At 60.6% G+C, this 25,134-nt stretch carries 24 protein-coding genes and 2 pseudogenes; 14 read left to right on the forward strand and 12 right to left on the reverse strand.

Going from position 1 to position 25,134, the window contains the following annotated elements; translation table 11 throughout:
• Nucleotides 1-6: 6 nt before the first annotated feature.
• From K307_RS06350 to K307_RS44260, 3 genes are all read right to left on the reverse strand, one after another.
• Nucleotides 7-1,254 carry an NAD(P)/FAD-dependent oxidoreductase gene (locus K307_RS06350; RefSeq protein ID WP_042877059.1) on the reverse strand — a complete coding sequence of 416 codons (1,248 nt, stop codon included), beginning with the start codon at nucleotides 1,252-1,254 and terminating at the stop codon, nucleotides 7-9.
• Between the two features lie 9 nt (nucleotides 1,255-1,263).
• Nucleotides 1,264-2,334 carry an extradiol ring-cleavage dioxygenase gene (locus K307_RS06355; RefSeq protein WP_042877061.1) on the reverse strand — a complete coding sequence of 357 codons (1,071 nt, stop codon included), beginning with the start codon at nucleotides 2,332-2,334 and terminating at the stop codon, nucleotides 1,264-1,266.
• 63 nt (nucleotides 2,335-2,397) lie between these two features.
• Complete coding sequence (locus K307_RS44260) at nucleotides 2,398-3,111, reverse strand: MarR family winged helix-turn-helix transcriptional regulator (protein ID WP_051974706.1); 714 nt, start codon at nucleotides 3,109-3,111, stop codon at nucleotides 2,398-2,400.
• Nucleotides 3,112-3,259: 148 nt separating this feature from the next.
• On the opposite strand from K307_RS44260, the gene K307_RS06365 reads away from it, so the two are divergent.
• From K307_RS06365 to K307_RS06395, 7 genes are all read left to right on the forward strand, one after another.
• Nucleotides 3,260-4,597 (forward strand): aromatic ring-hydroxylating oxygenase subunit alpha, encoded by a 1,338-nt coding sequence (locus tag K307_RS06365; RefSeq protein ID WP_051974707.1) that lies wholly within the window; start codon nucleotides 3,260-3,262, stop codon nucleotides 4,595-4,597.
• Entirely contained in the window at nucleotides 4,594-5,112 is a 519-nt protein-coding gene (locus K307_RS06370; RefSeq protein ID WP_051974708.1) for an aromatic-ring-hydroxylating dioxygenase subunit beta, read from the forward strand. Before K307_RS06365 ends, K307_RS06370 begins: the two co-directional genes overlap by 4 nt.
• 59 nt (nucleotides 5,113-5,171) lie before the next feature.
• Entirely contained in the window at nucleotides 5,172-5,999 is an 828-nt protein-coding gene (locus tag K307_RS06375; RefSeq protein WP_042877063.1) for an alpha/beta fold hydrolase, read from the forward strand.
• A 28-nt stretch (nucleotides 6,000-6,027) separates the two neighbouring features.
• Nucleotides 6,028-7,008, forward strand: coding sequence for a PdxA family dehydrogenase (locus K307_RS06380; protein WP_042877065.1), 981 nt, complete (start codon nucleotides 6,028-6,030; stop codon nucleotides 7,006-7,008).
• Between the two features lie 43 nt (nucleotides 7,009-7,051).
• Nucleotides 7,052-8,050: a Bug family tripartite tricarboxylate transporter substrate binding protein gene (locus K307_RS06385; protein ID WP_042877067.1), complete on the forward strand. Its 999-nt coding sequence runs from the start codon at nucleotides 7,052-7,054 to the stop codon at nucleotides 8,048-8,050.
• Between the two features lie 137 nt (nucleotides 8,051-8,187).
• Nucleotides 8,188-8,634: a tripartite tricarboxylate transporter substrate-binding protein gene (locus tag K307_RS45735; protein ID WP_268989208.1), complete on the forward strand. Its 447-nt coding sequence runs from the start codon at nucleotides 8,188-8,190 to the stop codon at nucleotides 8,632-8,634.
• Between the two features lie 149 nt (nucleotides 8,635-8,783).
• Nucleotides 8,784-9,821, forward strand: a complete 1,038-nt coding sequence (locus K307_RS06395; RefSeq protein WP_051974709.1) for a carbon-nitrogen hydrolase family protein — start codon at nucleotides 8,784-8,786, stop codon at nucleotides 9,819-9,821.
• A 56-nt stretch (nucleotides 9,822-9,877) separates the two neighbouring features.
• Here K307_RS06395 and K307_RS06400 read toward each other — a convergent pair whose 3' ends face one another.
• Nucleotides 9,878-10,831, reverse strand: coding sequence for a helix-turn-helix domain-containing protein (locus tag K307_RS06400; protein WP_042877070.1), 954 nt, complete (start codon nucleotides 10,829-10,831; stop codon nucleotides 9,878-9,880).
• 224 nt (nucleotides 10,832-11,055) lie between these two features.
• Between K307_RS06400 and K307_RS44265 the strand changes: the two genes are divergently transcribed.
• Together K307_RS44265 and K307_RS06405 are read left to right on the forward strand one after the other, a co-directional pair.
• On the forward strand, nucleotides 11,056-11,298 hold the full coding sequence (locus K307_RS44265) for a hypothetical protein (RefSeq protein ID WP_051974710.1): 243 nt from the start codon (nucleotides 11,056-11,058) through the stop codon (nucleotides 11,296-11,298).
• Between the two features lie 14 nt (nucleotides 11,299-11,312).
• Entirely contained in the window at nucleotides 11,313-12,029 is a 717-nt protein-coding gene (locus K307_RS06405; RefSeq protein ID WP_230625545.1) for a transporter, read from the forward strand.
• Nucleotides 12,030-12,612: 583 nt separating this feature from the next.
• On the opposite strand, the gene K307_RS06410 is transcribed toward K307_RS06405, so the two are convergent.
• The 3 genes from K307_RS06410 to K307_RS06420 all read right to left on the reverse strand — a co-directional run bounded on the left by K307_RS06410 (nucleotide 12,613) and on the right by K307_RS06420 (nucleotide 15,586).
• Nucleotides 12,613-13,254 carry a DsbA family protein gene (locus tag K307_RS06410; protein WP_051974712.1) on the reverse strand — a complete coding sequence of 214 codons (642 nt, stop codon included), beginning with the start codon at nucleotides 13,252-13,254 and terminating at the stop codon, nucleotides 12,613-12,615.
• 219 nt (nucleotides 13,255-13,473) lie between these two features.
• Nucleotides 13,474-14,247, reverse strand: a complete 774-nt coding sequence (locus tag K307_RS44270) for an HD domain-containing protein (protein WP_051974713.1) — start codon at nucleotides 14,245-14,247, stop codon at nucleotides 13,474-13,476.
• 460 nt (nucleotides 14,248-14,707) lie between these two features.
• The gene (locus K307_RS06420) at nucleotides 14,708-15,586 is read right to left on the reverse strand and encodes an MBL fold metallo-hydrolase (RefSeq protein WP_042877073.1); all 879 of its coding nucleotides are present in this window, start codon (nucleotides 15,584-15,586) and stop codon (nucleotides 14,708-14,710) included.
• Between the two features lie 113 nt (nucleotides 15,587-15,699).
• On the opposite strand from K307_RS06420, the gene K307_RS06425 reads away from it, so the two are divergent.
• A complete protein-coding gene (locus tag K307_RS06425; protein ID WP_042877074.1) occupies nucleotides 15,700-16,620 on the forward strand; it encodes a LysR family transcriptional regulator in 921 nt (306 codons plus the stop codon).
• 755 nt (nucleotides 16,621-17,375) lie between these two features.
• Here K307_RS06425 and K307_RS06430 read toward each other — a convergent pair.
• Nucleotides 17,376-18,152 (reverse strand): alpha/beta fold hydrolase, encoded by a 777-nt coding sequence (locus K307_RS06430; protein ID WP_080744923.1) that lies wholly within the window; start codon nucleotides 18,150-18,152, stop codon nucleotides 17,376-17,378.
• Between the two features lie 2 nt (nucleotides 18,153-18,154).
• Entirely contained in the window at nucleotides 18,155-18,409 is a 255-nt protein-coding gene (locus tag K307_RS47610; RefSeq protein ID WP_155301096.1) for a hypothetical protein, read from the reverse strand.
• 587 nt (nucleotides 18,410-18,996) lie between these two features.
• Here K307_RS47610 and K307_RS44275 point away from each other — a divergent pair.
• Nucleotides 18,997-19,953 (forward strand): helix-turn-helix domain-containing protein, encoded by a 957-nt coding sequence (locus K307_RS44275; protein ID WP_051974714.1) that lies wholly within the window; start codon nucleotides 18,997-18,999, stop codon nucleotides 19,951-19,953.
• A gap of 207 nt (nucleotides 19,954-20,160) precedes the next feature.
• On the opposite strand, the gene K307_RS45740 is transcribed toward K307_RS44275, so the two are convergent.
• Complete coding sequence (locus K307_RS45740) at nucleotides 20,161-21,129, reverse strand: GlxA family transcriptional regulator (protein WP_230625546.1); 969 nt, start codon at nucleotides 21,127-21,129, stop codon at nucleotides 20,161-20,163.
• Nucleotides 21,130-21,306: 177 nt separating this feature from the next.
• Between K307_RS45740 and K307_RS06440 the strand changes: the two genes are divergently transcribed.
• Nucleotides 21,307-21,948 (forward strand): HD domain-containing protein, encoded by a 642-nt coding sequence (locus tag K307_RS06440; RefSeq protein ID WP_042877078.1) that lies wholly within the window; start codon nucleotides 21,307-21,309, stop codon nucleotides 21,946-21,948.
• Nucleotides 21,949-22,188: 240 nt separating this feature from the next.
• On the opposite strand, the pseudogene K307_RS06445 reads toward K307_RS06440, so the two are convergent.
• A pseudogene (locus tag K307_RS06445) lies at nucleotides 22,189-23,211 on the reverse strand (IS630 family transposase).
• 95 nt (nucleotides 23,212-23,306) lie between these two features.
• Here K307_RS06445 and K307_RS45745 point away from each other — a divergent pair.
• Together K307_RS45745 and K307_RS06465 are read left to right on the forward strand one after the other, a co-directional pair.
• A pseudogene (locus K307_RS45745) lies at nucleotides 23,307-24,472 on the forward strand (IS3 family transposase).
• Between the two features lie 110 nt (nucleotides 24,473-24,582).
• A complete protein-coding gene (locus tag K307_RS06465; protein WP_042877082.1) occupies nucleotides 24,583-24,933 on the forward strand; it encodes a DUF6616 family protein in 351 nt (116 codons plus the stop codon).
• A gap of 6 nt (nucleotides 24,934-24,939) precedes the next feature.
• Here K307_RS06465 and K307_RS47615 read toward each other — a convergent pair whose 3' ends face one another.
• Nucleotides 24,940-25,125, reverse strand: coding sequence for a hypothetical protein (locus tag K307_RS47615; RefSeq protein ID WP_155301097.1), 186 nt, complete (start codon nucleotides 25,123-25,125; stop codon nucleotides 24,940-24,942).
• Between the last annotated feature and the right edge of the window lie 9 nt (nucleotides 25,126-25,134).

Genomic DNA, 25,134 nt, shown 5'->3' on the forward strand with positions numbered 1-25,134 from the left:
ATTCCTTCAGGCTGGCGTGGAGGGTGCCGCCGCGGCGGCGATCAACGATTTGAGATTTGCTTGCGGATCGGTGAGGACTTCCGGACGCAGGCGCGAGCCTGCGGCGACCAGGCGCCTGAGCATATGGAAATCGCGGGCCGCGTTCACGGCGGCGACGCCGACGATCCTTCCGTCGCGCCACTGGATCAGCGAGAAGCGGCCGCTTTGTGGGTCGCCCCTGATCGCCTGTTCGTCGCCCGTGATGGCGCCGGCCGCCTGCAGCCGCAGTTCGCCTTGGTCGGACCAGAACCACGGCGTCTCGGCATAGGGCACCGCGTTGTCGGGATCGGTAAGATGCGCGGCCAGCGCCCTCGCCTGCCCCTGCGCGTTGGACCAGGTCTCGATGCGCTCGAAGCGACCGGTGGCCGGGTTGCGCTGGCGCGTAACATCGCCGATCGCAAAGACGCCCGGCGCCGTCGTGCGCCCAAATCCATCGACGAAAATGCCGTCGTCCGCCGCGAGGCCCGCTTGCACGGCGAGTTCATCGTTGGCGTGCACGCCGATGCCGACCACGATGAGATCGGCCGCGACGCGTGCGCCGTCGTCGAGCACGGCATGGCCGTCGTCCGGTGCGTCCGCCACCGAGCGTCCCAGCCTGATGTCGACACCACTGTCCACATGGTGGCGGCGCAGATGCTCGGCGATCAGCGCTGGCGCGCTGCGTGTCATTAGCCGGTCAGCCGCTTCGACCAACGTGACGCGCGCGTCGAGCCGCAGGCCCATGGCAGCCAGTTCCAGTCCGATCGGACCGCCACCCACGATGAGCAGGCGCGCGCCAAGCGTGAGCGTCTGGCGGATCGCGCGCGCATCTTCGAGCGTGCGCAGCGTCTGCACACGCGGCGAGCGCGCCAGCGCGGGCAAGACACGGGGACGGGCCCCCGTTGCCAGCACGAGCCGGTCCCAGCGCAGCCCGCGCCCATCGCCCAACCGGACTTCCCGTGCGCGAACATCCAGCGCGACCGCCGGATTGCCGCGAATCAGCGCGATATCCGCGAGCGCCTGCGCGGCGAGCGCTTCGGGCTGCAGGCGGATCGCGTCGGCATCGCCGTCAAGCAGGAATTGCTTGGACAGTGGTGGACGGTCATACGGCGCCTCTTCCTCCTGCGACACCAACGTCACGGCGCCCGCAAAGCCCAGCTCGCGCAACCGCGTGGCCACGCTCACGCCCGCCATGCCCGCGCCCACGATCACCACATGGAACACCTTGGTCTGCATCTGGCCCCCTTATGCCGGCGCGTAGGCGGCGAATACCTTGTTGGAGTTAAAGACATGAGTCTCGACGAAATCACTCCAGTCGAGCCGCGCGCCGAGTTCGCGCATGGCGCCGAGCATGGGGCACCAGTTCAGCAATTCCTGCTGGCCGGCATCTTCGAAATCGATGGTGGACTGGCGCTGCCAGTAGTCGTAGTCGTGCCCGACCAACGCGCGATAAAGCGCGCGATCGCTTGGCGTGTCCGGGCGCAGCCGCGAGGTCCGGTCGCACAGGAAGGCGTGGGACCAACTGGATGACGCGATGATGGCCACCCGCCATGGCGACGCGCGCAGGATGCGCGCGGTCGCCGCACCAAGCGCCATGCAGCGTGCCGGCGAAGGCGAAGGCGGATCGAAATCCAGCTTGTCGTCGACGTTGGTAATGAAGCCCCGCGCGGAGATGACCTTGCGGCCATAGCAGTTGATGGGGAAGGCGATCGTCGGGTAGTCCCATCCGCGGCGGTCGTAGTCCAGATACAGGATGGCGTTTCCGAAGGCGTGGGCAAGGCTCTCGTGATGCAGCGGCCGATAGGCATAGGCCACGTCGAAATCGGCTCCCACGAGACCGCTTGCGAGGAACTTGCCGATATCGCGCCGACCGCGCACACGGTAGTGCATGTCGGGGCCTTCGCCCCAGGCGTTGGGCTTGCCGCCGTCCATCATCGACGAGCCCTGGGCATGGCGCCACGGATAGAGATCCATGTCGTCATAGGCACAGACCGTGAAAGCCGGGATCACGTCCTCCCTGAAGTTCTCGTACTGGTCGTCGCCCCACATCAGCACGACGTCGGGCTGGAACCGGTCGAGCGTCTCGCGCACGCGCCGGAACTGCGCCACCAGCGCCGCACGATGCGCAGCCGCCGACGCGGCGCCCTCGTCGTCGCCCCATTCGGCCTGCATCGGCGCGGGCCAATTGCGCGGGTCCTTGCGCGCAGCATCGATGCCCGGATCGCGTAACGTCCGGCGCAGGATATTCGCCATCTGCGCATCGGGCGTGGACAACGGCGGGTAGTGCGATAGGCCAAGGCCCAGGATTTCTGCCATCTGTCGTCTCCTCTGGTGGTGACCGCGTCATGCGGCCCCTTCTTGTCTGGGTGGCTGGTGGCGCTATGCGCTCTTGACGGCCTTGGCGCCCTCCCCGGTCCTGGCGCTTCTGTTTGTCTTCGGTGACTTGCCGCCCGCGACCTTTGGCGCCGGCTTGCCGTCGGCGGCGGCCCGCCCACGCCGCGGTGCCTGAGCCGGCTCCTGCTCCGCCGCGCTCCGCTGCTGTTCATCCTGGATCGACATCACCATCTGCTTGAGCAGCGTGACGAGGTTGAGTCGTTGCTCGCGCGACAAGCCCGCCATTGACCGCTCGAGCCGGCGCCAGTGCGGTGGCAGGTGCTTGTCCAGGAATGCCTCGCCTTCCGGCGTCAGCACGGCCAGCAAGGAGCGTTGGTCCGAAACATTCAGCTCGCGGCGGATCAGCCCTCGCTCCGACAGGCTGTTGATGGTGGCGGACAGGTTGTTTGGCCGCACGACCAGCATCGCCGCGAGTGCGCCCATGGTGGTGGGCTGCCGGGTTCGCTGCAGCGTCGTGAGGACGTTGAACTGCAGGGGATTGAGGCCGAGATCCGCAAGCTCTTCACTCTGGTCGCGGTCGAGCACGGCGAATGCGCGATAGACGGCAAGCAGCACCCACAGCGCGGAGCCGTCCAGCGCGGCATCGAGCGCGGCGCTCACCGCTACCTGATCGCTCAGGTGCGGCAACGGCAGCGCGTCCGCCGTGTCTGGGAGGGGAGAAGTCCTGGCGCTCGCTTTCATGCGCTTCACGGTTTTCATGATGTTCTCTCTGGCTCCAATTTAGTTCAATTTGCGAATAATTCAAATTCTGCCATACTTACTTCAACGGCGCACGGAATCGCCGCCAGGCATCGGGTAAACCCACACTGTGTAAACCCGAGACGCCAGCCACGAGGAGACATCGACAATGACACAACCCATACGCTTCCATTCACGCCGCCCACGCGGAAATGCCGACGGCGAGGCCCGCGACGTCAGGTCGCTGGTACAGCCCGGCCGCGTGCATTCCAGTGTATTTACCGACGGCGACGTCTTCGACCAGGAGATCGAGCGCATCTTCCACGGCACATGGCTGTATATCGGCCATACGTCCGAAGTCCCGCGGCACGGCGACTACCGGACGCGCCGCATGGGCCGGCAACCGGTGCTGATGATGCGTGGCGGCGACGGGCAGGTGCGCGTGCTGATGAACCGCTGCCGGCATCGCGGCGCCGCCGTGTGCGAAGGCGACGCGGGCAATACGAAGCACCTGCGCTGCTGGTTTCACGGCTGGATCTACGACGCCACCGGCAAGCTGGTGGAAGTGCCCGGGCGCGAAGCCTATTGCGACGATTTCGACCAGGACGCGATGAGCCTCGCGGCCCCGCCGCGCGTCGGGGAATACCGCGGCTTCGTGTTCGCGAGCCTCAATCCCGATGTGCCTAACCTCGAAACGCATCTCGGCCACGCGAAGGCCATGATCGACCTGATGGTGGATGCGTCGCCCGACGGCGCGATCTGCATCAATGCGGGCGTGCACAAGACGGTGTATCGCGGGAACTGGAAGCTCGTCGGCATGGACGGCTATCACGTCCACTATGTCCACGCCTCGGTGATCGCGGCCTGGAACCGTGATCCGGACGCCGGCCTCGCCGCGACACACCGCGGGGATCCCTTCGACGACGAGTCCGCAAGCCGCACGCGCGACCTTGGCAACGGCCACGTGATGCTGGACCTCACCGCCCATCGTCTCAGCCACTACGAGCAGTTCAGCGACATGCTGCGCAAGACGCCCGGTGGCGAGGAGTATCTTTCCCGCATGAGGGGCAAGCACGGCGAGGAGCGCGCACGCCTGCTGGTTTCCCTCGCCGGCGACCCGCATGTCGGCATCTATCCGAACCTGCAACTGATCAACAACCAGATCCGCATCATCAATCCAATCGCGCCGGACGAGTGCGAGGTGATCATGTTCCCCGTGCTGTTCGAGGGCGTCAGCCAAGAGATCAACGCCTTGCGCATTCGGCAGCACGAATCCTTTTACGGGCCTGCGGGCTCCGGTTCGCCCGACGACGGCGAGATCTTCGAGCGCGCGCAGTGCGGCATGATGGCGCAGGTCATGCCGTGGCTCGAGCTGTCGCGCGGCCTGAACCGCGAGGAACATGGCGTGGATGGCGTCATCACGGGACGGATATCCGACGAGGTGACGCAGCGCGGACAGATGCGCAGGTGGCTGGAACTGATGTCGGCGGAAGGAGAAGCACGATGAGCGAGACGACCCTTGCTTTCCAGCAACTGGATCTGTTGCAACTGAGCCTGCAGCGCGAGATCGAGGAATATCTGTGCCATGAAGCCGAGCTGGCGGACGGCCATCGTTACAAGGACTGGCTCGCGCTGTGGGCGCCCGAACTGCTGTACTGGGTGCCCTGCAACGCGGACAACATCGATCCGCAGCGCCAGGTTTCGCTGATCTACGACGATCGTGGCCGGCTGGAGGAACGACTGTTCCGGCTGCAGACCAAGCATGCGCATTCGCAAAACCCGAGGTCGCGGCTGTCACGCACGGTGTCCAACGTCCGCCTTCGTGGCGAGAATGCCCAGGGCCAGATCGAGGTGCATTCGCGATTTCACCTGGTCGAAGCGCGGCTGGACCACATGACGACCTGGGCCGGTCGCCAACTTCACGTGCTCGGGCGCCACGCCGACGGTTGGCGCATTCACCAGAAGAAAGTCCTCCTAGTCAACAACGACAGCCTGATGGGCAATATGACATTCGTCATCTGAACCGACCGGCCACGCATTCCCTTATCCCAAGAATACTCGAGAGCGAGAGAGAGACATCCATGACCCAGCAAAATCCGGAAATCGGCAAGAGCGTCGTCGCGGCGGGCATTTGCACCAATTATCTCGAGGCCGGAGAAGGCTCGCCCCTGATCCTGCTGCATGGCTCCGGTCCCGGCGTGACCGCGTGGGCGAACTGGCGCCTGGCGATCCCCGAGTTGGCGCGGCACCGCCGCGTGCTCGCGCCCGACGTGGCCGGCTTTGGCTATACGGAACGCAAGACCGACGCACGTTATGACCTCGACTACTGGGTCGGCCACATCATTGGCTTCCTGGACGCGCTGGACATCGAGCGCGCCGACTTCGTCGGCAACTCGTTCGGCGGCGCCCTCACGCTGGCCGTGGCAACGCGGCACCCCGACCGCGTCGACCGGCTGGTGCTAATGGGGTCTGCCGGTGCCCGCTTCGAACTCACGCCCGGGCTTGACGCAGTATGGGGCTACGAGCCCTCGCTCGAGAACATGCGCGAGATCGTTGACCTGTTCGCCTATGACAAATCACTCCTGACTGAAGCGCTGGTGACTTCGCGTTACGAAGCCAGCGTGCGGCCGGGCTTTCATGAGTCGTACTCAGCGCTGTTCCCTGCGCCGCGCCAACGGCACGTCGATGCGCTGTGCGCGCCGGACGAGAAACTGCAGGCGCTCGACAAGTCCGTGCTGCTGGTGCATGGCAGAGACGACGCCGTCATTCCGCTCGAGAGCAGCATTCGCCTCCATCGCCTAATCCCGCGTTCCGAGCTGCATGTCTTCGGGCAATGCGGGCACTGGACGCAGATCGAGAAACGGGATCGCTTTGTGCGTGTGGTGGAGGACTTCCTGGCCAAGCCCTGAGCGAACCGGACAGACGAAGGAGACAATGATGAGCACATCGAAGCCTCTCCCGACGATCGCGGCCATGATCGGGGACCCGGCCGGGGTCGGTCCGGAGGTATGCCTCAAGGCGCTGGACAGCGGTGAACTGGACGGCCTCTGTCACGCCTTCCTGATCGGCGAACTGGAGGCGGTGCGCCGCGCCGCCGTGGCCTGTGGCATCCGCCGCGCGATACGCGCCATCGACAGTCCGGCGCAGCAGGCCGGCAACCGCTTCATCGGCGTGCTCGATCCCGGCGACCTGCGCGAGGGCGACTATGTCGTCGGCGAGCCCTCGGCTGCCGCGGGCCGCGCCGTCGTCGCATGGCAGCGGCTGGGCGAGCGACTGGGCCGCGCCGGCGAAATCGATGGACTGGTGCTGGCGCCGGTCGACAGCGCATCGCTCAAGCTGGGCGGCATCGTCAGGGACATTGACGAGTTGCAGCCCGACGGGACCTGGATGCTGCGCATCAGCGGCAAGTTGCGCGTCGTGCCGATCACCGAGCATATCCGCATACGCGACATTGCGTCGACAGTAAAGCGCGAGCCGGTGCTGCGCCTGATCGAGACGCTGGACCGTACGCTGAAACGCTGGGGCATGCCGGCACCGCGTATCGCCGTCGCGGGACTGAATCCCCACGCGATGTTCGAGGAAGATGAGGAGGAGATCGCACCAGCGGTTGCGCAGGCGCGTGAGCGGGGCATCGCGGCGACCGGCCCCCTCACGCCCGATGCGGTCTTCCGGCAATGCCTGGAAGGCCGGCATGACGCGGTCGTCACCATGTATCACGACCAGGGCCAGATCGCGGTCAAGACGTCCGCGTTTGCCGGTGCCTGCACGATCTACATGGGATTGCCCTACGTCATGCTGAACGTTCCGCATGGCAGCGGCTTCGATATAGCGGGCCAGGGCATCGCGCAGCACCTGAGCGTTCTCTCAGCATTGCGCACCGCCGCGGCGCTCGCCAGCGGAACGGGATTTCTCGAATGACAATGAATGAAGCCAACAGAGCCGATTCATCAGGAGACAAAACATGAACCACCCTATCAAGAAAATCGCCGCGTCGCTGCTGGTTGGCCTGGCCGGCTTCCTGCCTGCCACGGCAAGCTTTTCGCAGTCGACGGACAGTTTCCCCAGCAAGCCCGTCAGATTGCTGGTGTCGTTCCCGCCGGGCGGATTCGCCGACCTCGTCGGCCGGGCGCTGGCGCAATCGCTCGCGCAGACCTGGGGCCAACCCGTCATCGTGGACAATCGTCCCGGTGGCGCGGGCATCCTGGCCAGCGAACTGGCCGCGAAGGCCGTGCCGGACGGCTATACGCTCTACCTCGCTACCGACGGCCCCTTCGTCATCAATCCGTCGCTGTACAAGACGCTGCCCTACCGGCCCGTCAAGGACTTCGTGCCGGTCGCGCTGGTCGCGTATACACCGCTGGCGCTTGTCGTGAATCCCGACAAGGTCCACGCCAGCACGGTGAGCGAGTTTGTCGCGGTGGCGCGCGCCAACGCCAAAAAGCCGCTGGACTATTCATCCGGTGGCGCGGGCGGACCGCACCACTTGTCGATGGAGGCATTCAGGCTCACCGCAGGCATCCCGCTGAATCACATTCCCTATAAGGGCGGGGCCCCAGCATTGCAGGATGTGCTTTCCGGCCAGGTCTCGGCGATGTTCTCGGCCATCTCGTCTGCGCTGCCCTATGCGAAGGCCGGCAAGTTACGCATCATCGCGACCGGCGGCACGCAGCGCTCGGCCCTGGCGCCGGATGTGCCCACGTTCGCCGAGTCAGGCTACCCCGGCTTCGAAGCCGGCGCCTGGGCCGGCGTGGTTGTGCCGCGCGGCACGCCCGCCTCCATTGTCAGCAAGATCGAGGCTGACGTAATGAAAACCGTGCGCGATCCGAAGTTCGGGCAAAGGCTCACCGCGGTAGGCGCTGAGCCATTCCCGCGCAACGCGGCGGAATTCCAGGCCAAGATCCGGAAGGACCAGCAGCGCTATGGGAAGCTGATCGCGGACTTGCATATCGTGGCGGATTAAAGGAGGGACTGAAAGAGAAAGCAGCTAGGCGGCATATATGGATCGAATTTGCCGGTCTATCGAGTGCCGCCGCTGCTGTACAGGGTTGTGCATGCCCGATGGGTGCTCCGACTCTACCGGCGTGAAGTGTAAAAAAGCTGCTACGCGCAGACGCCGTCCCGGTTCCTTATCGCGGCGCCGGCCCACTCGTTCAGGACCTGATCGGCGGCCAGGTTTCGGTGGCGGTCTCCGGCGTTTCTGACCTGATCCCATACCATCGCGCCGGCAAGCTGCGGATCATTTCCATGTCTGCGGCCAGCCCCCTCCTGCCAGGCGTACTCTCGTTCAGCCAGGCCGGTATAGATGGACTGGAATTGACAGATTTCCTGGGTCTCTACGCGCCGGCTGGCGTTCCCAGCGATCGCGTGACGCGGCTGAACGCGGCAGTTAATAGCGTCCTCGCTATGCCAGAGGTCCAACAAACACTAAATGAGCAGGCGTTGGTTCCAGCACACGGTTCGCCAGATGAGCACAGCCGCCGCTTGTCCAAGGTAGGAACGGCCCTTGGTGCACTGGTCAAGGACAGCGGAGCTACAGCCCAATAGGAATGCCCGGAGGGGCATCTAAGTCTGATATGAATACGCCCACGCAACCGAGGCATCCCAAGAAGCCAGTACCTGACAGGCAGGAATCTCAGACAAGGGAGTCGGTTTTTTTCCGCCTACACTTGGGCACCACACATCAGGAGACCACAATGGCCATTGAACATCCCCGCTATCGGGTAGCTGCTGTCCAGGCGGCGCCAGAGTTTCTTAATCTCGAGGCAACCGTTGACAAGACGATTGCGCTTATCGAAGAAGCCGCCCGAGGCGGCGCAAGTCTCATTGCTTTCCCTGAAACGTGGATACCTGGATATCCGTGGTTTGCCTGGCTTGGTGCGCCGATCTGGGGCATGAAATTCATCCAGGCGTACCATGACAACTCGATGGTTATCGACAGCGTGCAGTTTGAGCGCATCGCGCAAACGGCATCGCGTTGCAACCTCACCGTTGCGCTTGGCTTCAGCGAGAAAGATGCTGGAAGCCTGTACATTGCCCAGGCCATCCTGAGCCCAGAAGGGAAGACCATTGCCACGCGCCGCAAGCTGAAACCCACTCATGTCGAACGCGCGATCTTCGGCGAAGGCGACGGCAGTGACCTGGCTGTTCACGACACCAACCTCGGCAGGATTGGCGCCCTTTGCTGTTGGGAGCATCTTCAGCCACTTACCAAGTACGCAATGTATGCTCAGAATGAGCAGGTCCATATCGCCGCCTGGCCCAGCTTCTCGCTTTACGTCGGCGCAGCTTACGCGCTCGGACCAGAGGTAAACAACGCCGCGAGTCGGTTGTATGCGGTCGAGGGCCAGTGCTTCGTGGTTGCGCCGTGCGCAACGGTTTCGCAAAAGATGATCGACGTGCTTTGCGAGACACCCGAGCAGCAAGCACTCCTGAAGTTGGGGGGCGGTCATGCGCAAATATACGGTCCCGACGGACGATCGCTGGCCGAGCCGCTGCCTCCGGACGCGGAGGGGCTGTTGTACGCGGACATTGACCTAGCAGCCATCACCCTCGCGAAAGCGGCTGCTGATCCGGCTGGGCACTACTCTCGCCCTGACGTCACACAACTGCTGCTGGACCGCAATCCAAAGCCTCGTGTCGTGCATGCGAAGCACGGCCAAAGCGCAAACGGCAACTCACCGGGCATGCGAGCCGTCGAGCATACAGAACTCGAAGAAGGTGAACAGGCCTGAGCGTTCAAACGACGCCTCGGTTCAAGCCGTCTCACAGGGACTGAACGGCCCGGCTGCTAGTCGCGCGAGCGGAACGCAGCCGGGCTTTGGCCGAACCGCTTCCGGAATGCGCGGCTGAAATGTGCGGGATCGTTAAATCCCCAGCTCATAGCGATCTGCTTGATGCTTAACCCGGAACAGGCGACGTCGAGCAGCGTCGCCCGACACGCCTGCAGCCTCTGATCCCAGATCCACTCGGCAAGCGAACACCGTTCCGCCTCGAACACTCGATACAGTGAGCTGACGGACATACCGAGCGCTTCGCTGATCGACATGATGCTCAAGTCCGGGTCGGATAGATGTTCGTGAATATAGGACTTGATCCGGTTCAGGTGAAACAGCTTCAAGGTCGGTAGCGATCCGACCTGCGAATCCGGCAAAGTCGCTAGAGCCGTAGCGACGAGATCGAGCACGGAGTCGGAAACAGACGCCTGTGTCTGACCAGCCATCGCCTCTGCATGCTCTGGCAATCCCACCACCAACTCCCCTAGCATGCCCCCTATGCCCTGACTGCCGCGAATGGCGATGGCCGTCAACCGCTCCGCCGATGGTGCTCGCACACGCAGCCGGTCGCGTGGCACCGTCACCACCAGTTGTTCGAAGTCCTCCCGGAACAAGAGTTCATAGGGACGCGTGCTGTCATAGGTCGCAAAATCGCCAGCTGCAAGTACTGCACGCCGACCATCTTGGCGTACTTCCCCCTCACCTGCCAATTGGAAGCTGACCAGGAACAGTTCCTCCTGAGCCTGCCGGATCAGTCGCGACGTCCGCCGCACGTGCTGGCCACTGGAATTCACCACCGCAAGTTCAATGTCCGCGAGATCGCTCTGGGCGATGCGACCAGAAAACTGCCGCCCTCCATTGAGCTTAACGGGGTCAAAGTCCAGCTTGACGAAGGCGCGACTGATAGCGTCTCGCCAATAGTCCAACCGCTCGTCAATAGGTGCGGAATCGGTACTTGTGCGTTTCATCGTCTATCGCATGAACAGGACATCGGTGAGTCCTGGATTGGTGCCACTCGCTGAACAGCATAAGGCCTCGCACGGCACTTCCGGTGAGCAAGCACATGACCCGGGCTGGCAAGCTGAATCAACGATGTCGGGAGCGTCGTGCAATACCCGTGATCCTTGGTATCGCAGAATGAAGCCGCCAGATAGGCGGACTTCTTTGCCGAACCTTCCTCTTGGAATACTAAATGAAAATTCGCTTCGTCAGCTTGCTGTTTCTATCGATGATGGCGGCAACCTCTGCCAACGCAACCGTTCTCGCGACCGATCCTGCGGACTATGTGCCCTTGCCACCGGGCACTAACCTCGGCCTGCTCTATTACCAGCACAGCGAGAGCACCGCGTTCTACGCCGACGGAAAGCGCACGCCAGCACCCTTCGATGTCCAGTCGGATATATCCACTACGCAAGCTTCCTCGGCTTCACAGTGACGCCGCAGGTCATCATGCCCTTCGGCAGCGTGCGCATGAGAGCCCCGGCCAATCTTCATTCGAATGGGATTGGCGATCCGTTCATCGGCTCGGCGATCTGGTTCATCAATGACCCTGATCACCAACGCTATCTCAGCGCCGCCCAGTTCGTCTCTGCTCCGCTTGGGACCTACCACGCCGATCAGGGATCCCTCAATCTCGGCACACACCGCTGGACAGCAGTGACGCATCTGAACTATTCCCAAAACATCACTGGTCCAGTTTTCCTCGACTTGACAGGCGAAGTTGCTTTCTACAGCACTAACAGCGATTTCGCGGGAGCCGATTACAAGCAGCGCCCGACCTTCAGCCTGCAAAGTCACCTCCGCTACGAACTCAACGACAGAACACGGATCGCGATCACCCACCACTACACGGGGGGCGGCCGTACCGAGCTCAACGGCGTCACTCAGAGCGCAAGCATGTCGACCGATACGTGCTTGCTCACGGTGGCCCACTTCTTGACACCATCACTGCAACTGGAAATCCAGGGTGGCCAGGACGTGCACGTGCGCAACGGCCCCAAGAACAAGCTTCGGCTCAATCTGCGTTTTAGCAAAAGCGCTTTAGCGATCGACGATCGTGCCCTCGATCACTGCGGCACAGCGTGCGCACGTCGCGGTACAGGGGCGGCCACCGTCCCAGCGGTCAGATGGCCAAAGCATTCCTGGTTCGTGGAACTCGTTTACTGATCTCTTGATCTAATGATCCAGATCCCTTGCAAGTAACGTCCCCGCAGCGCTTGCAGCGCCCGGCGCACATGGACTGCCGCGCCACGCAAGAACGAGCGCTTAATTTCGGTTTCCCGACTCGCACGAGTTGCACAACGGGTCATGTCAGAACCTGTGCCACCAACCGAAGCAACGTGTCACCTGCTGACTTCCACTTGGCGACTTTGTCGGGCGCGAGCCTGTCCAAGTCGACCCACTTATCGCGCGAGCGTAGTCAAGCTGCTTCCAATCTACCATGCTGGCCACGAGGGTCGCCTCCAAGCGTCTACGGGATTGTGGTTCAAGCCATCGTGGCCAAGCCCGCTGCCAACGTGGTCAATGCGGACGTGGGTGATCACGATGTGGTTGATATCTGACCACGATCGCCACTCGAATTAGAGAGCCTACTTGACATTGGCCTCTGTGTCTGGAAGCGCCGTATCGGCCAATATGCCGCCTGTCGAGCAAACGACCAAGTGCGCATTGACTATGCCGAAAGGAGGGATGGAAATGCGATGGATGACAGGATTGCACTCACAGACGATTGATTGATGGGACCCGCGGCTCAAGCCAGTAATGCGTCGAGCCTTTCGTTCAGCGTGCTCAGCGCTGCTCCGGTCGCAGGAAGCTTGTGCACGTTCTTTCCGTCCACGAAGAACAAGGTCGGGTAGGAGGACGCGCCAAGTCCGCGCGCCAGTTCGAAGTCCACTTTCGCCTGTGCCTTGCCAGAGCCGTCTGCCAGAGCACGCAATGCCAATTTCTCGTCGAGACCATTGGCCGATGCGATGCCCGCGATCGTTTCAGGATCGGACAAAGTAAGACCTCGACCGTAGAACGCCGCCTGCAGCTCATGAGCCCAATGCACCGCACGCTCAGGGACTTGCGCCCGCAGTACGGCCAGGCCCGCGGCGGCATCGACGGAGTCCATGACCGTGTGGCCCGGCCTCAGCAGACTCTGATAGGCCTCGCCAAACGCGGCGCCGGTCATCTGGGCAATTCGCTCGTTCGCCTGCGGGATATGTGGGTAGCTGGCGATCGACTTAGCGCGCTCGCCAACGAACAGGCCCCCGCTGATGACGCTGAAAGCAACCTTGTGGCGATTGGCAGCTTCGAACTCGCCCATGCGCTGCGAAAAGCCCCAGCACCAACCGCAGTAGGCGTCAGTGACGTACACGACGGATTTGGGCGGCAAATTGAATCGATGCATGGTATTGTTCCTTCCCAAGTTTGTTCCCACTACCACATTATTTCGCCCTTGCCGACCTTCACGCCGATGTCCAGGGCGATGAGGCGCAGCGCAAGCTCGATCGCGTTCGCTGCGGGATTTAGCAGCACGGCCCATTTCTCCCACATTTTTCCGACAACACTATGGCCTTTCTCCCAGCGCCTGGCGCAACAGCATGCGCAGTTGAAACGCCGCAGTGGATCAGGCCCAGTCATTATCCAGCGGATTTTTCTCCGCCAGATCAGCAAAACCACAACGGCACAGGAAATGCGCATGCGTATGCTGCGCGTGGGGGGTTTCAGTGATTGAGGTGACAATGTGACGTTTGAAACCCGTGCGGGGATAGGCTGCATGCACCTTGCTCAATTGCTGGTGCGGGATGCGATGACGGTATGAGCCAATCACGTCCATCACCGCGCCTCCTTTCACCAGTATCGCTTCAGGAGCCCATCGAGAGCGAGGCAAATACGGATTCAAATGCAGGCTAATCGACTCATACAGCGCGCGCGCCTCCGGCTCCTGCCACCCATGGCGCAGCGCCAAATCCCGTGCGACACGCGCACCGACAATCTGGAAGCCGGTATCGGCGGTCTTCGCTGCGTGGGTATCGCTCAGCCCGGAGTCATGCAATAGACAGCCTACGTACAGTGCCTCCGGATCCCATCGCAGCCCAAATGCCTGGCCAAGCAGGGAGCCCAAATAGTATGTGCGGTAGCAGTGCACATGCAGGTCCTCGGGGTACATCGCGGCGGCCTGCTCTTCGGCCTCCTTGCAGATCGCTGTGTCCGGCACAATGATCCGATCCATCTCGACTGGTGCCTGACGTCGCCCCATCGCACCGAGCAGCTTGTCAAACAGCTCGGTTACTTGTGTCATTACCAGCATTCCAACCAGGGCGTGGCGCTCGCCAGGGTCTAGGATGCCTTTTGTACGTTCGCTCCAGGCATAAGTGCCAATGTCGTCAGATTTCATCATGGTTCCTTTCTCAAAGAATAGCCGGCGTCACGAACGTGTTGCGCTGTAGAGCGACGATTTACCGGTGTCTGGCTTATAAAGCGTGCATTGCTTGTCCACGAGTTGCATTGGTTTTAATCGCGCTCTTTCAGGAAGGCTTCACCACTACAATTCAGGCGATGAATAATCCTCCCGAATCGCCTACGCGACACAGTTGAAATTATCGATTGCCGTGAACAAGCGGATGCTATGCCAGTCCGCCACAAGTTCTATCTTGATGTCCATCGACCGGCAGCGGTTAATCGCTTTCAGCCACTTGTGCAAACTGTGGCTGGAAACCCAACAGGGTCTCCATGTGACTCGCCCATGCGCTCCCAAGAGCCCCAGCACCAACCGCGGTAGGCATCCGTGACGTACACGGCGGACTTGGGCGGCAGATTGAAGTGTGCATGGTGTTGCTTCGTTCCCGTGCTTGTTCCCACTACCACTTCATTTCGCCCTTGCCGACCTTGGCGCCGATGTCCAGGGCGATGCCGAGTCCGGCGGTGGGATATGCGGCCTTCATCGCGATGATGAGTGTGGCGCTATCGTTTGCCTTCCCCAATTCAGCATCCCAACGCTGCAGATATGCCTGCGTGAAGGTGACTTGGGACACGTCTTGCGCCTGACCCGCAGCAGAGTGGCCCGGCACAACGACTGTCGGCTGTAGCGCAGCGATGTCGCTAAGCTTCTTGGACCAAGCAGCGCGGTCTTCAGCGCTGGCGGCGTCAGCCGTCCAGACGTGGAGACCGGCGAACACATTCACTCCACCGACTACCGCCTTGATAGAGGGGATCCAGACAAAGCTACGGTGCGGCAGGCGATCGTTCGTGCCACGGACTTCCAGCGTCTGGCCCTCCAGCTTGATCGTGTTGCCGACGAGCACCTCCGGCAGGCTGACACTCTTCGGAGCGTTCGCCCCCATCTTCGGCGGCCAGAACGCCAGTTTCTTGGGTAACGTAGCTTCAATCTTCTTGATGGTCGGGGCAGTCGCGACGACTTTCACATCAGGGAAGTACGTCTTCAGGACGTCGATGCCAAAGTAGTAGTCCGGATCCGGCTGGCTGATGTAGATCAGCTTCAGCGTCTTGTGGCTATCCAGCACCATTGCGGTAATGCGCAACGCGTCTGCTTGGGTGAAGCCCGTGTCGAGCAAGACAGCGTCCGTCTTGCCCGTCACCAGCACCGAGTTGACATTGAAGCTGTCCGCGTCAGCGTTGTAGACCTTCAAACTCAGCGGTGCGGTCTGCGCGTGGGCAGTTACTGCGGTCAGCGTAAATGCTGCAGCAGCAACCAAGCCGGTAAGGGAGCGAACGATCATTTGGTTCTCCTGTTGGCAGCGGGGTGCTGTCGCCAAGTGAATTGTATTGACTACTAAAAGAGGGATAAACTTCGTTTCGATTAAATGTTTGTCAACCAAACTGAGCAAATGACATGGACAGACTGACGGCGATGCGCGTCTTCATCGAGATCGTGGATCGAGGAAGCGTTAGTGCAGCGGCAGACACGCTCGGCATGTCCAGAGCGATGGCAAGCCGTTATCTCGAAGGGCTGGAGGACTGGCTTGGTGCACGGCTCCTGCACCGCACTACACGTCGGCTCGCATTGAGCGATGCGGGTGAGCGAGCGTTGGCAAACTGTCGCGAAATGGTTGCGCTGGCCGAAGACGTCGCCTCGCTAACAAGCCAGGGTGGTGGTGAAGCGCACGGGCGACTGCGGCTGACTTCGTCGCCGGCGTTCGCGCAAGCGCAGTTGACTTCGGCCGTCGTGGATTTCCAGTCACTTCATCCCTTAGTGGAAATCGAGTTGATCCTGGTTGACCGAGCGGTCAACCTCGTGGAGGACCGTATCGACTTGGCCGTGCGCCTCAGCAATCGGATCGACCCCGGGCTTGTCGCTCGTCGGCTAGCGATCTGCCATTCGGTCCTATGCGCCTCACCGGCGTACCTCAAGCGTGCGGGCGTTCCCAAATCCCCCGAGGACCTACGCACTCACCGCTGTATCACCCATAGCACCGCATTTGCGCCCGAATACAACCTACGGCTCGAAGGTCAACTGACGACCATTGAAGCCCAAGGAATCCTGACCGCGAACGAGACCTCTATAATGCGGGCAGCCGCACTGGCGGGTGCCGGGATTGCAATGCTGCCCACGTTCTATGTGGGCGACGACCTGGCTCGAGGTGCATTACAGCCTGTGTTGCCCAAGTACGCGCTCGATCCCTTGGACATTCAAGCCGTCTATCTGTCCCGTCGGCACCAACCCAAGCCCTTACGGCTTCTCATTGAGTTCCTTGCAGATCGTTTTGGTGGCGAGGTCGCGCCGTGGGACGCGAGAATGCACAGCGCGCGCTGAGCGTTTCGTGCGCGGTCTGAACTGCAGCTAGCAAAGGACGAAGAACAGCGGCACGAGATTTTCCAATGACAAAAGGTGAACGGCTGGAACCTCCGATTTCCCATACTGGCGCGGACTCATCGCGCTATGTAGACGTCGGTCGCCATCTGGTGCTGCCAATGCAAGCGAAGCTCCCGATTCCACTTTCTTTGCGTCAATCCGGAAAAGGACTTCATGACAAGCGCCACTCTGATCCAGCGCGAGCATCGCGCCGGACTCTTTAGGAGTGCCTCGACGGATCAAGTCGAGACAACGACCGCCGCTCGAAATTAGCGTACGAGACGTTGAGGAAATCGAGCAAACTCTGCGGGTTGCGTTGAGGGAGCATGACCGAGCCGGGATATCCACGTATTCGGTTGCGGGACGAGTGCAGAGGCAGTACGAAACCTGGTCCAGTTGTCGATCCCGCCAGGCGCCACTATGGCTTGTTCGAGTAACGTATTCGCCCTATCGCCTCGTCAATGAAACGCCGTCAAGTGGGCTGCCTTTGACAACTTACTGAACAATGAAAACTTGCACGCGGGCCCCAGCGCCGCAGGCCCGCCTGCTGCCACTACGGCAACGCCTTATAGTGCGCGGCTGAGCCAACATGGTACCCCGCACCATGTTGGCTTTCAGGTCTTCAAACGCATAGACCAGTTCCGGGCCAGCGCCCCGTGCCGGTTTCAATAGACCGGTTAGCAGGCCCCAAACGAATTGGGCTTGAGGACACCGCGTTATAGTTCAGCGACGAACCGGCGGATGGCCGCTGCAACTGCAGACGGCGCTTCTAGCGGCGACAAGTGGCCGATGCCGGGCAGCACCTCAAGGTGCGCGCCGACAATTCTCGGTAGAAGTTCAGCGCGAAGTGTTTCCACGCGATCTACCTTATCCAACTCGCCGGAGATCACCAGCACCGGTACGTTGATGGCAGCCACATCAGCGGTAATGTCCTCGCGCATTGCCACATTCGGCCATGCGGCCTTAGCTTGCGGCGCGCCGCGTAGACTGTCTTCAATCACCTGCTCGCGGAGCTCCGGTGCCAGCGGTGCGGCGGTTAAGACGTTGTCCAGCACCCAGCCGATCGATTCACGCGACGCATAAGCGCCCACCATGGCGGTGCGCTGCTCATCAGGCACCAGCATCGGCGACGGCGGCGACGGTGCCACGAGCACCACGCCTTCCAGCCCTGGCAGCCGGCGCGACGCCAACAGTTGCGCAGTCTTGCCGCCCATCGAATGACCGACGAGCACGTAGCGTTTCAAACCCAGCGATTCGATCACGCCTTGCGCATCGTCCGCTAGGTCGCCAATCGTGTAGCCCGCTTCCGGGGCGTCCGAATGACCCCAGCCACGGTGATCCGTCGCCAACGTTCGAAAGTTGTCCGACAGTTCGTTCGTGACGAACTGCCAGGTACGCGATGATCCGCCGTAGTAATGCAGAAACACCAGCGCCAGGTCGCCGTGTCCCTTTTCGCTAACGCGAACTCGGATGCCGTTTGATTGGATGTCCATTGTCATCTCGCTGATTGGTCTGTTTGTGGATGCATAGCTCCAGTGGTCTGGGGGGCTGTGGTGACGACGCTCATCACCGTCCGGCGCGTTTTGTCGACGACGAGCCGCACGGTGTCAGGACGCGAATAATGTCCCACAGGATCGGCGGCATTCTTGGAGAGGACGATTTTGGTGGGATCGAGATCGGCATATAGAATGCCTTTCTCGACCTCGGGCAGAGGCGAACAAAAAGGATGGCCATCGGGCCCATAGATCATGGAAAAGCCGCACTCCCGGCTTGCCGGTAAGCGGACTCGGCAGCTTGATCTTCTCGGGGCGGTCGCACAGCATGTCGATCATCTGCTGGGACACCAATGCGGTCGACGCCAGCATGAAGCATCCGCCCTCCAGAGCGTAGACCATGCTGACGCTATTGCTCGCCTCGGGGCCAAACGCGTAGATGACATCACGATAAAGGAGGAAGCTGGGCCAGGAGGCCACATGGACCTCTTCACCCTGGGAGTAACCAGTTTGGCGCCATTGCGGACCGCTTCCTTCACCAACGCATCGGTCTGGGCCAGCGCTGCACGCAGATCCAAAAATACAGGGGCCGCCCGTACGCACGCGGCTTTGATCGCTTCCATCGCCTTCCTCTCCACTTGGATATGGTAGCCACTTAGACTATTCCTTTGCCGTCCGCGTACTTTTCTGGTGGCGAAGTAATAGTTGCTTCCAGGCGCAGTGCGGCAAATTGCCCCATGAGAGAAGCCCAATGTGTCACGTGTCGCTGGTACGTTGAGATAGGGACGGTCACGTGATATCGTGGCTGCCTCCAAATTCCGTATTTCGTGCAGCGGGTAGCGGGATGAACATATTCCACTCCACGATAGGCGTAGTCGACTCCAAACGATTCGCCTACTGGCAGGATGTCGTGTGCGACACATTTGTGCAGATCGATTGCATTCCGCTGTCGGATCGCCCATTTTTTGGCGAAATTAGTACGGCGCTGATCGACGATTTGCAATTTTCCCAGGTGCGTAGCCGCGACCATCAAGTGATGCGTACGTCTCGGCGAATCGACGGCGGGCGTGAGGAGTACACCCTCATGCAGTTCCAGTTGAGCGGCAATAGCATAGTGGTGCAGGACGGGCGGGATGCGACGATCGCAGCCGGAGATTGTGTTTGCTACGATTCCGTCCGCCCGTACACGCTTCAATTCCGCGATGATTTCGAAGCGCTGGTCTTCCAAATTCCCCGGCAACGATTAGTTGGCCGCTTGGGGCAGACGGAGCGGATGACCGCTCGTGCCATCCGTGGCGATAGCCTATTGGGTACCTTGACGGTGCCCTTCATGCGCCAACTTGGCGGCGTGGTGTCGCAAGTCGATCCGGCAGTGGCGCGTCGTCTATCCTCCATCGCGGTCGATCTGGTGACGGCTGCTTTGGGGGACTTAATCTCCGTCGACGAGCATCAACCGAGTTGGGCCGGTACCGCACTGAAGTGCCGGGCCAAGGCGGTAATCGAAGAGTCGCTGCATGATCCTGATCTCAATACGGAGAGGGTAGCGGCAGTCCTCGGCATCTCGCCCCGCTATTTGCAGTCGCTGTTCCACGAGGAGGGGGAAACGGTCCGTGACTGTATTTGGCGCAGGCGCCTGGAGCGCGCGCGACGCGACCTGGCTGATCCGCTGTTGGGGACTAGATATATCAGCCAGATCGCAATGGACAATGGCTTCAATAATTTTGCCCACTTTAGTAAACGGTTTCGCACCGCGTTCGGTGTGTCGCCGCGCGAATACAAGGCGACCCTCGTTCGGTGTTGAAAGAATTTTCAGAAAGCAGACAGTTCCGCCTAGCGTCGCCTCAATCGCTTTGGCGATGTTGAGCACTCGGTCGTCGCTGCCTGCAGGGCCTTGGATTGCCATGCCGATGGCCCCCCCGCTGATCCGATTGTGTCGCGATAAAGAGGGGGCGAAGTTGTTCGCGCCAAGTCGGGCCAATACGGCCCTACTTGGGCTGCCCTAGCCCCTTTAGCCCGACTCACTGTCTCGTGCGAAACGTCGCGCGTACTCGTTGGGGCTCACGCCTATACGTCTTACGAACGCCTTTCGCAGCACGTCGACGCTACGATAACCGCATCGACGTGCAATCTCTTCCGTCGAATTCCGCCCCAACTCGAGGGCCCGGCAGGCAGCTTCTAGCCGCACGTCTTCGACATACTTGGCGGGCGTGACGTTTAATTCCCGTTGAAACGTACGGATAAGCGTCCTGACACTGGTCGATAGTCTGTCTGCCAGTATCTCTACCGTAAGCTCCGCATGCAAATGCTCGCCGATCCAAAGGCACAACTCGTCCAGGCTCGAGCCCGATGCCCGCTGCGATCGAAGAGCAACGCTAAATTGCGCTTGACCGCCTGGCCGTCGCAGGAACAGGACTAAAGTCTTCGCAATTTCCAGCGCGACATTATCTCCTAGGTCTTCGGCTACAAGAGCGAGCGCTAGATCGATCCCTGCGGATATGCCAGCCGACGTATACACATTGCCATCTTTCACCCAGATAGGCGTCGGATCGACCGCGACTTTTGGGTAACGTTCAGCCAATTGTGTTGCCATGCGCCAATGAGTTGTTGCTCTACGACCGTCCAACAGTCCCGCATCCGCCAATGCGAACACGCCGACACATATCGAGCATACTCGGCGCACCGATGGTGACTTGGTTCGGATCCACTCAATCGCAGCTGCATCAAGTCGTTCGATCGACCTAAAGCCCGAAGCGACGATCAAGGTGTCGACTGGTTCGTCGGCACGCCGCTCCTGTTCAAGCGTCTTGTGCCCCAGTAGTCCGATGCCGACTTCGCTTTCCAGACACGCATCCGCACTGCAACATACCAATTCAATCGTGTAGGGAGCGGGCTCATCGTGTAGCCGGTTCGCAAAGGAGAACACCTCGGCTGGTCCAATCACATCAATCGCATCCACCGGCGGCAAACCCAAAATCACGATTCGCTTATGCCGGCCAGCCTTAGGCTGCTTACGTACCTCCGTCCGCTTCCCCATTTTCGCCTCGTGTATGTACAAGATTGAATTGTGGCACAAATAGACCGTAAACAGTCATTTTTGCCACGCCAAGCGCGCCTAGACTGAAGACCTCGTTCACTTCACGTTCGCGGAGGACACATGAACACTCCAGTCACTATCGGAGGCGTTACCGCCCCGGATTCTGCGCTCACCCGGAAAGCGATATCGCTCGTCGAACGGGTCCATTCAAAGGTACTGCTTAACCACTTGCACCGGACATGGTGGTTTGCAGAATTTATCGCCAAGCGGCGGGGGCTAGCGTACGACCGCGAGCTTGTCTATCTCGCCGCAATTCTGCACGACCTCAGTCTCTCCGACGAATTCGCGGCGAACCAGCGCTTCGAGGTTGATAGCGCCGATGCTGCCAACCGGTTCCTGCTCGATAACGACTACCCGAAATCCAAGGCCGAGCTCGTCTGGGATGCCATCGCTCTCCATACTTCCACGGGCATCGTTGATCGCAAGCAACCCGAAGTTGCACTTATTCACATCGGGGCATATGCCGACCTTTTTGGGCTTCGACTTGATGAAATTACGCCACCCCTGGTTGATGATGTGCTTGCTCTTTACCCTCGGCTTGGAATGAAGGCTGCGTTTACGGAAGCGTTAGCTGAAGTCATCAGGAAAAAGCCCCATACAGCTTTTGGCACCGGGTTGGTCGATATTGGACATCGCCATGTTCATGGCTTCGGTTGTCCGAACCTGTGCGACCTCATCAACAACGCTCCATTCGACAGCTGAGAGGTTGTGACACGTCAAAGCGGTGGGTTAGAACGGGTCGCGGGTATCTTCGCTGGCCGTTGGCCAGCGCAATGCGCAACGATGTACGTGCCGGAATTTAAGCGCATGTCTGCAGTTGATCTTCTGCGCAATTCATCTTTCGCCGAGTAGCCAATGCAACATACGTCAAGGGGCGGCATGGGATTATCACGAATAATGAGGTAGCCTGATCGAGACGGACACGCCTGGTCCTTAGATTACTCATAAGTCAGAAATATAGCGGACAGATGGGTGCCTGAAGAACGAGCGCACGAGCTTCGGGTTGCGTCTAATTTGTGCAAGCTGCTCATGAATTCGCGGGCCCAGCTTTTCGCCTTTTGGGAGCGCGCGACGCCGCTGCGCTTGACGTGACTCCACACTAACTCATCCGGATTGAGGTCCGGTGCGTAACCGGGCAGGAAATGCAAGGTCAGTTTGCCCTGCGTACTGGCAACGTAGTCCTTGACGATGGCTTTCTTATGCGCTGGCAATCCGTCGACGATCAGATGTACCGCCTTCTTTCGATTGAACATCAGCTTCTTGAGCAGCGAGACGAACAACTCACCGCTGAGCCCGCCTTCGTACGTTGCAAACCAGAAGGCGCCCTTCGAATTGACGGCGGACGCCGCGCTCATGCTTTGCCGCTGGCCCGGCCGCTCGGACTACGGGTGTTTCGCCGCGCGGCGCCCAGGTCTTGCCATGCACCGAGTCAGCTCGAAAGCCCGATTCGTCCCAGAAGAAGATATCCGCCTTCTGCTCACGAGCCTGCCTGGCAATGGCCGGATACGTGTCGTGCCGCCAGCGATCGATTGCCTCCGGATCGCGTTGGTAAGCGCGCTGCAGCGGCTTTTGCGGCGTCAGGTTCAGGCGTGCCAGCATTGCGCCGATCGAGGCCAGACTCAGCGTCACGCCGAACTTTTGCTGCACCAGTTCGCGAACCAGGTTGCGCGTCCACAGCCCGAAATCGAACCCGTACTGCATCGGATTCTTGCCGTTGATCCATCGCAGCACCCGCTGCTCCTGCGCGGGCGTGAGCGTGCGCGGGCGACCCGGGCCTTTGGTCGAGCGCAGCGCCCGTACACCACGGCCGCGCGCCTGGACGCGAATCTTGTACGCCCACGACCGATTCATCCCAAGCGATGCCGCGACATCATCCGGATGCTCCCCCTCGGCCATGCGTTGCACCGCCAGGATGCGCATTTCTTCAAGCGTGTTGTGAGCCAGGCTGCGACCGTCCCGTTTCATGAGCGCTCCCTTCAATGACTTTCGCTCAAGCATAGACTATTTGTCCGCTAAGTTCCTGACTTATGAGTAAGATCGTGGATCAGGAGTGTGCAAAGATGAGCAAGGCAAGACAGACGTACACGGAAGAGTTTCAGGCAGAGGCCGTGAGACTGGTGCTGGAACAGGGACTGACGCTGCAGTCGGCCGCCCAGCGCCTGGGGATTCCGAAGGGCACGTTGACGAATTGGGTGTTGAGAGCCAAAGCGCCTGGAGCAGCAGCGGCACCAGGAGGCGTGACAGTGGCGGAGTTGGCGGCAGAGAATGCGAGGCTGCGCAAAGAGCTGGCCGAAGCGAAGCTGGAGCGCGATATTGTAAAAAAAGCCGCAGCGTACTTCGCCAGGGAATCACTGCCCGGTACGCGTTCGTGAGGCAATGGCGAGAAGTGTATCCGGTGAAGATGATGTGCCGGGTATTGGGGGTCTCGCGCGGTGGTTACTACGACTGGACGCACAGACCTCACGGGCTCAGTCCGGAACAGGAGCGGCTGCGTCTGGCGATCCGAGCAGCCCACAAGCGCACGCGTCAGACGTATGGTACGCGGCGCCTGCAGCGGGAGCTGGCTGGCGAGGGATTCGAGGTCGGCCGTGACCGGCTGGCCAGACTGCGCAATGAGCTGGGGATTCGGTGTCGGCAAAAGCGTCGATTCGTGGCGACAACGCGCTCGGCACATAATCTGCCAGTAGCGCCCAACCTACTGGAGCAGAAGTTTGAAGCCGACAGGCCAAACGCCGCGTGGGTGACTGACATCACGTATATCGCGACCGATGAGGGGTGATTGTACGTGGCAGGAATCAAGGACCTGTACACGTGCGAGATCGTCGGCTACGCGATGGGGCCCAGAATGACACAGGAACTGGTAGGCGAGGCGCTGTTCCGGGCGGTGCGTAGCAAGCGGCCGCGGCCCGGTCTGATTCATCATTCGGACCGGGGTAGCCAGTACTGTGCTCACGGCTATCGCAGGTTGCTGGCGCAGTTCGGCATGCAGGCATCGATGTCACGCAAGTGAAATTGCTACGACAATGCGCCCATGGAAAGCTTCTGGGGCAGTCTGAAAGCAGAGCTGGTGTACCACCATCGGTATGCCACCCGGATGGAAGCCATGGCCTCTGTCCGTGAGTACATTGAAATTTTTTACAATCGCCAACGGCGGCATTCGAAGTTGGGGTACCGAACGCCCGGCGAAGTCGCTGCAAGCTACCTCAATCGACTAGCTGCAGCATGAACCAGACGTGTCCGCTCTAGACAGAACACCTCATAATGCACCTTGACGTTGCTGCAACCACGCTTGACATCGAGGAATGGTTTCATTTAGCACACTAGGAGGTAACATCCGTGCAACAGATACTTGTCGAACTCTACAACTACGGTCCTGCCTGGGCCAAATGCTCCGAGGTTGAGCGGGCCGATTTCATTAAAGAAGTCATCGAGTCGGTGAACGGAATGAAAGATGCCGGCGTCGATGTCATCGCCTATGGCAAGAACGCCCGCGAAACGGATCGTCGAGCGCCGTACGATTTCTTTTGCATCTATCGCGTGCCGAGCGCTGAGTTTCAGCGCGAATTCGAGCACCGGATTGCTGCGTCCGGCTGGTACGACTACTTTGAGCAGGTGAATGTCGGCGGGCCTGCGGAAGATTTTGCGGATGTACTGCTAGGCAACGTCAAGATGGTTCGTCCGCGCTGAGCCTCTTCAGGGAACTACCCGATCATCGATGCCTATCTTTCCGAATCTTGTGACGGCGCGCAGGTGCCAGTGTGGGTGGCAAGTATAGCCGTCAACGGTCAAGGATACTGTCATGGCGATCGCCTCGAACAGCAGCGGAAACATGAAAATTGCCGGCAACACCATCTTCATTATCGGCGGAGGATCGGCCATGCCTGTTAC

Origin of the sequence: Cupriavidus necator A5-1, assembly GCF_000744095.1 — a bacterium.
In the GTDB taxonomy this organism is placed as follows: domain Bacteria; phylum Pseudomonadota; class Gammaproteobacteria; order Burkholderiales; family Burkholderiaceae; genus Cupriavidus; species Cupriavidus necator_A.

What these genes read in the sequence shown, in the direction of transcription:
- K307_RS06350 (WP_042877059.1), bottom strand. Translation starts at nt 1,254, where the DNA reads ATGCAGACCAAGGTGTTCCATGTGGTGATCGTGGGCGCGGGCATGGCG.
- K307_RS06355 (WP_042877061.1), bottom strand. Translation starts at nt 2,334, where the DNA reads ATGGCAGAAATCCTGGGCCTTGGCCTATCGCACTACCCGCCGTTGTCC.
- K307_RS44260 (WP_051974706.1), bottom strand. Translation starts at nt 3,111, where the DNA reads ATGAAAACCGTGAAGCGCATGAAAGCGAGCGCCAGGACTTCTCCCCTC.
- K307_RS06365 (WP_051974707.1), top strand. Translation starts at nt 3,260, where the DNA reads ATGACACAACCCATACGCTTCCATTCACGCCGCCCACGCGGAAATGCC.
- K307_RS06370 (WP_051974708.1), top strand. Translation starts at nt 4,594, where the DNA reads ATGAGCGAGACGACCCTTGCTTTCCAGCAACTGGATCTGTTGCAACTG.
- K307_RS06375 (WP_042877063.1), top strand. Translation starts at nt 5,172, where the DNA reads ATGACCCAGCAAAATCCGGAAATCGGCAAGAGCGTCGTCGCGGCGGGC.
- K307_RS06380 (WP_042877065.1), top strand. Translation starts at nt 6,028, where the DNA reads ATGAGCACATCGAAGCCTCTCCCGACGATCGCGGCCATGATCGGGGAC.
- K307_RS06385 (WP_042877067.1), top strand. Translation starts at nt 7,052, where the DNA reads ATGAACCACCCTATCAAGAAAATCGCCGCGTCGCTGCTGGTTGGCCTG.
- K307_RS06395 (WP_051974709.1), top strand. Translation starts at nt 8,784, where the DNA reads ATGGCCATTGAACATCCCCGCTATCGGGTAGCTGCTGTCCAGGCGGCG.
- K307_RS06400 (WP_042877070.1), bottom strand. Translation starts at nt 10,831, where the DNA reads ATGAAACGCACAAGTACCGATTCCGCACCTATTGACGAGCGGTTGGAC.
- K307_RS44265 (WP_051974710.1), top strand. Translation starts at nt 11,056, where the DNA reads ATGAAAATTCGCTTCGTCAGCTTGCTGTTTCTATCGATGATGGCGGCA.
- K307_RS06405 (WP_230625545.1), top strand. Translation starts at nt 11,313, where the DNA reads ATGCCCTTCGGCAGCGTGCGCATGAGAGCCCCGGCCAATCTTCATTCG.
- K307_RS06410 (WP_051974712.1), bottom strand. Translation starts at nt 13,254, where the DNA reads ATGCATCGATTCAATTTGCCGCCCAAATCCGTCGTGTACGTCACTGAC.
- K307_RS44270 (WP_051974713.1), bottom strand. Translation starts at nt 14,247, where the DNA reads ATGATGAAATCTGACGACATTGGCACTTATGCCTGGAGCGAACGTACA.
- K307_RS06420 (WP_042877073.1), bottom strand. Translation starts at nt 15,586, where the DNA reads ATGATCGTTCGCTCCCTTACCGGCTTGGTTGCTGCTGCAGCATTTACG.
- K307_RS06425 (WP_042877074.1), top strand. Translation starts at nt 15,700, where the DNA reads ATGGACAGACTGACGGCGATGCGCGTCTTCATCGAGATCGTGGATCGA.
- K307_RS06430 (WP_080744923.1), bottom strand. Translation starts at nt 18,152, where the DNA reads ATGGACATCCAATCAAACGGCATCCGAGTTCGCGTTAGCGAAAAGGGA.
- K307_RS47610 (WP_155301096.1), bottom strand. Translation starts at nt 18,409, where the DNA reads ATGATCTATGGGCCCGATGGCCATCCTTTTTGTTCGCCTCTGCCCGAG.
- K307_RS44275 (WP_051974714.1), top strand. Translation starts at nt 18,997, where the DNA reads ATGAACATATTCCACTCCACGATAGGCGTAGTCGACTCCAAACGATTC.
- K307_RS06440 (WP_042877078.1), top strand. Translation starts at nt 21,307, where the DNA reads ATGAACACTCCAGTCACTATCGGAGGCGTTACCGCCCCGGATTCTGCG.
- K307_RS47615 (WP_155301097.1), bottom strand. Translation starts at nt 25,125, where the DNA reads ATGGCCGATCCTCCGCCGATAATGAAGATGGTGTTGCCGGCAATTTTC.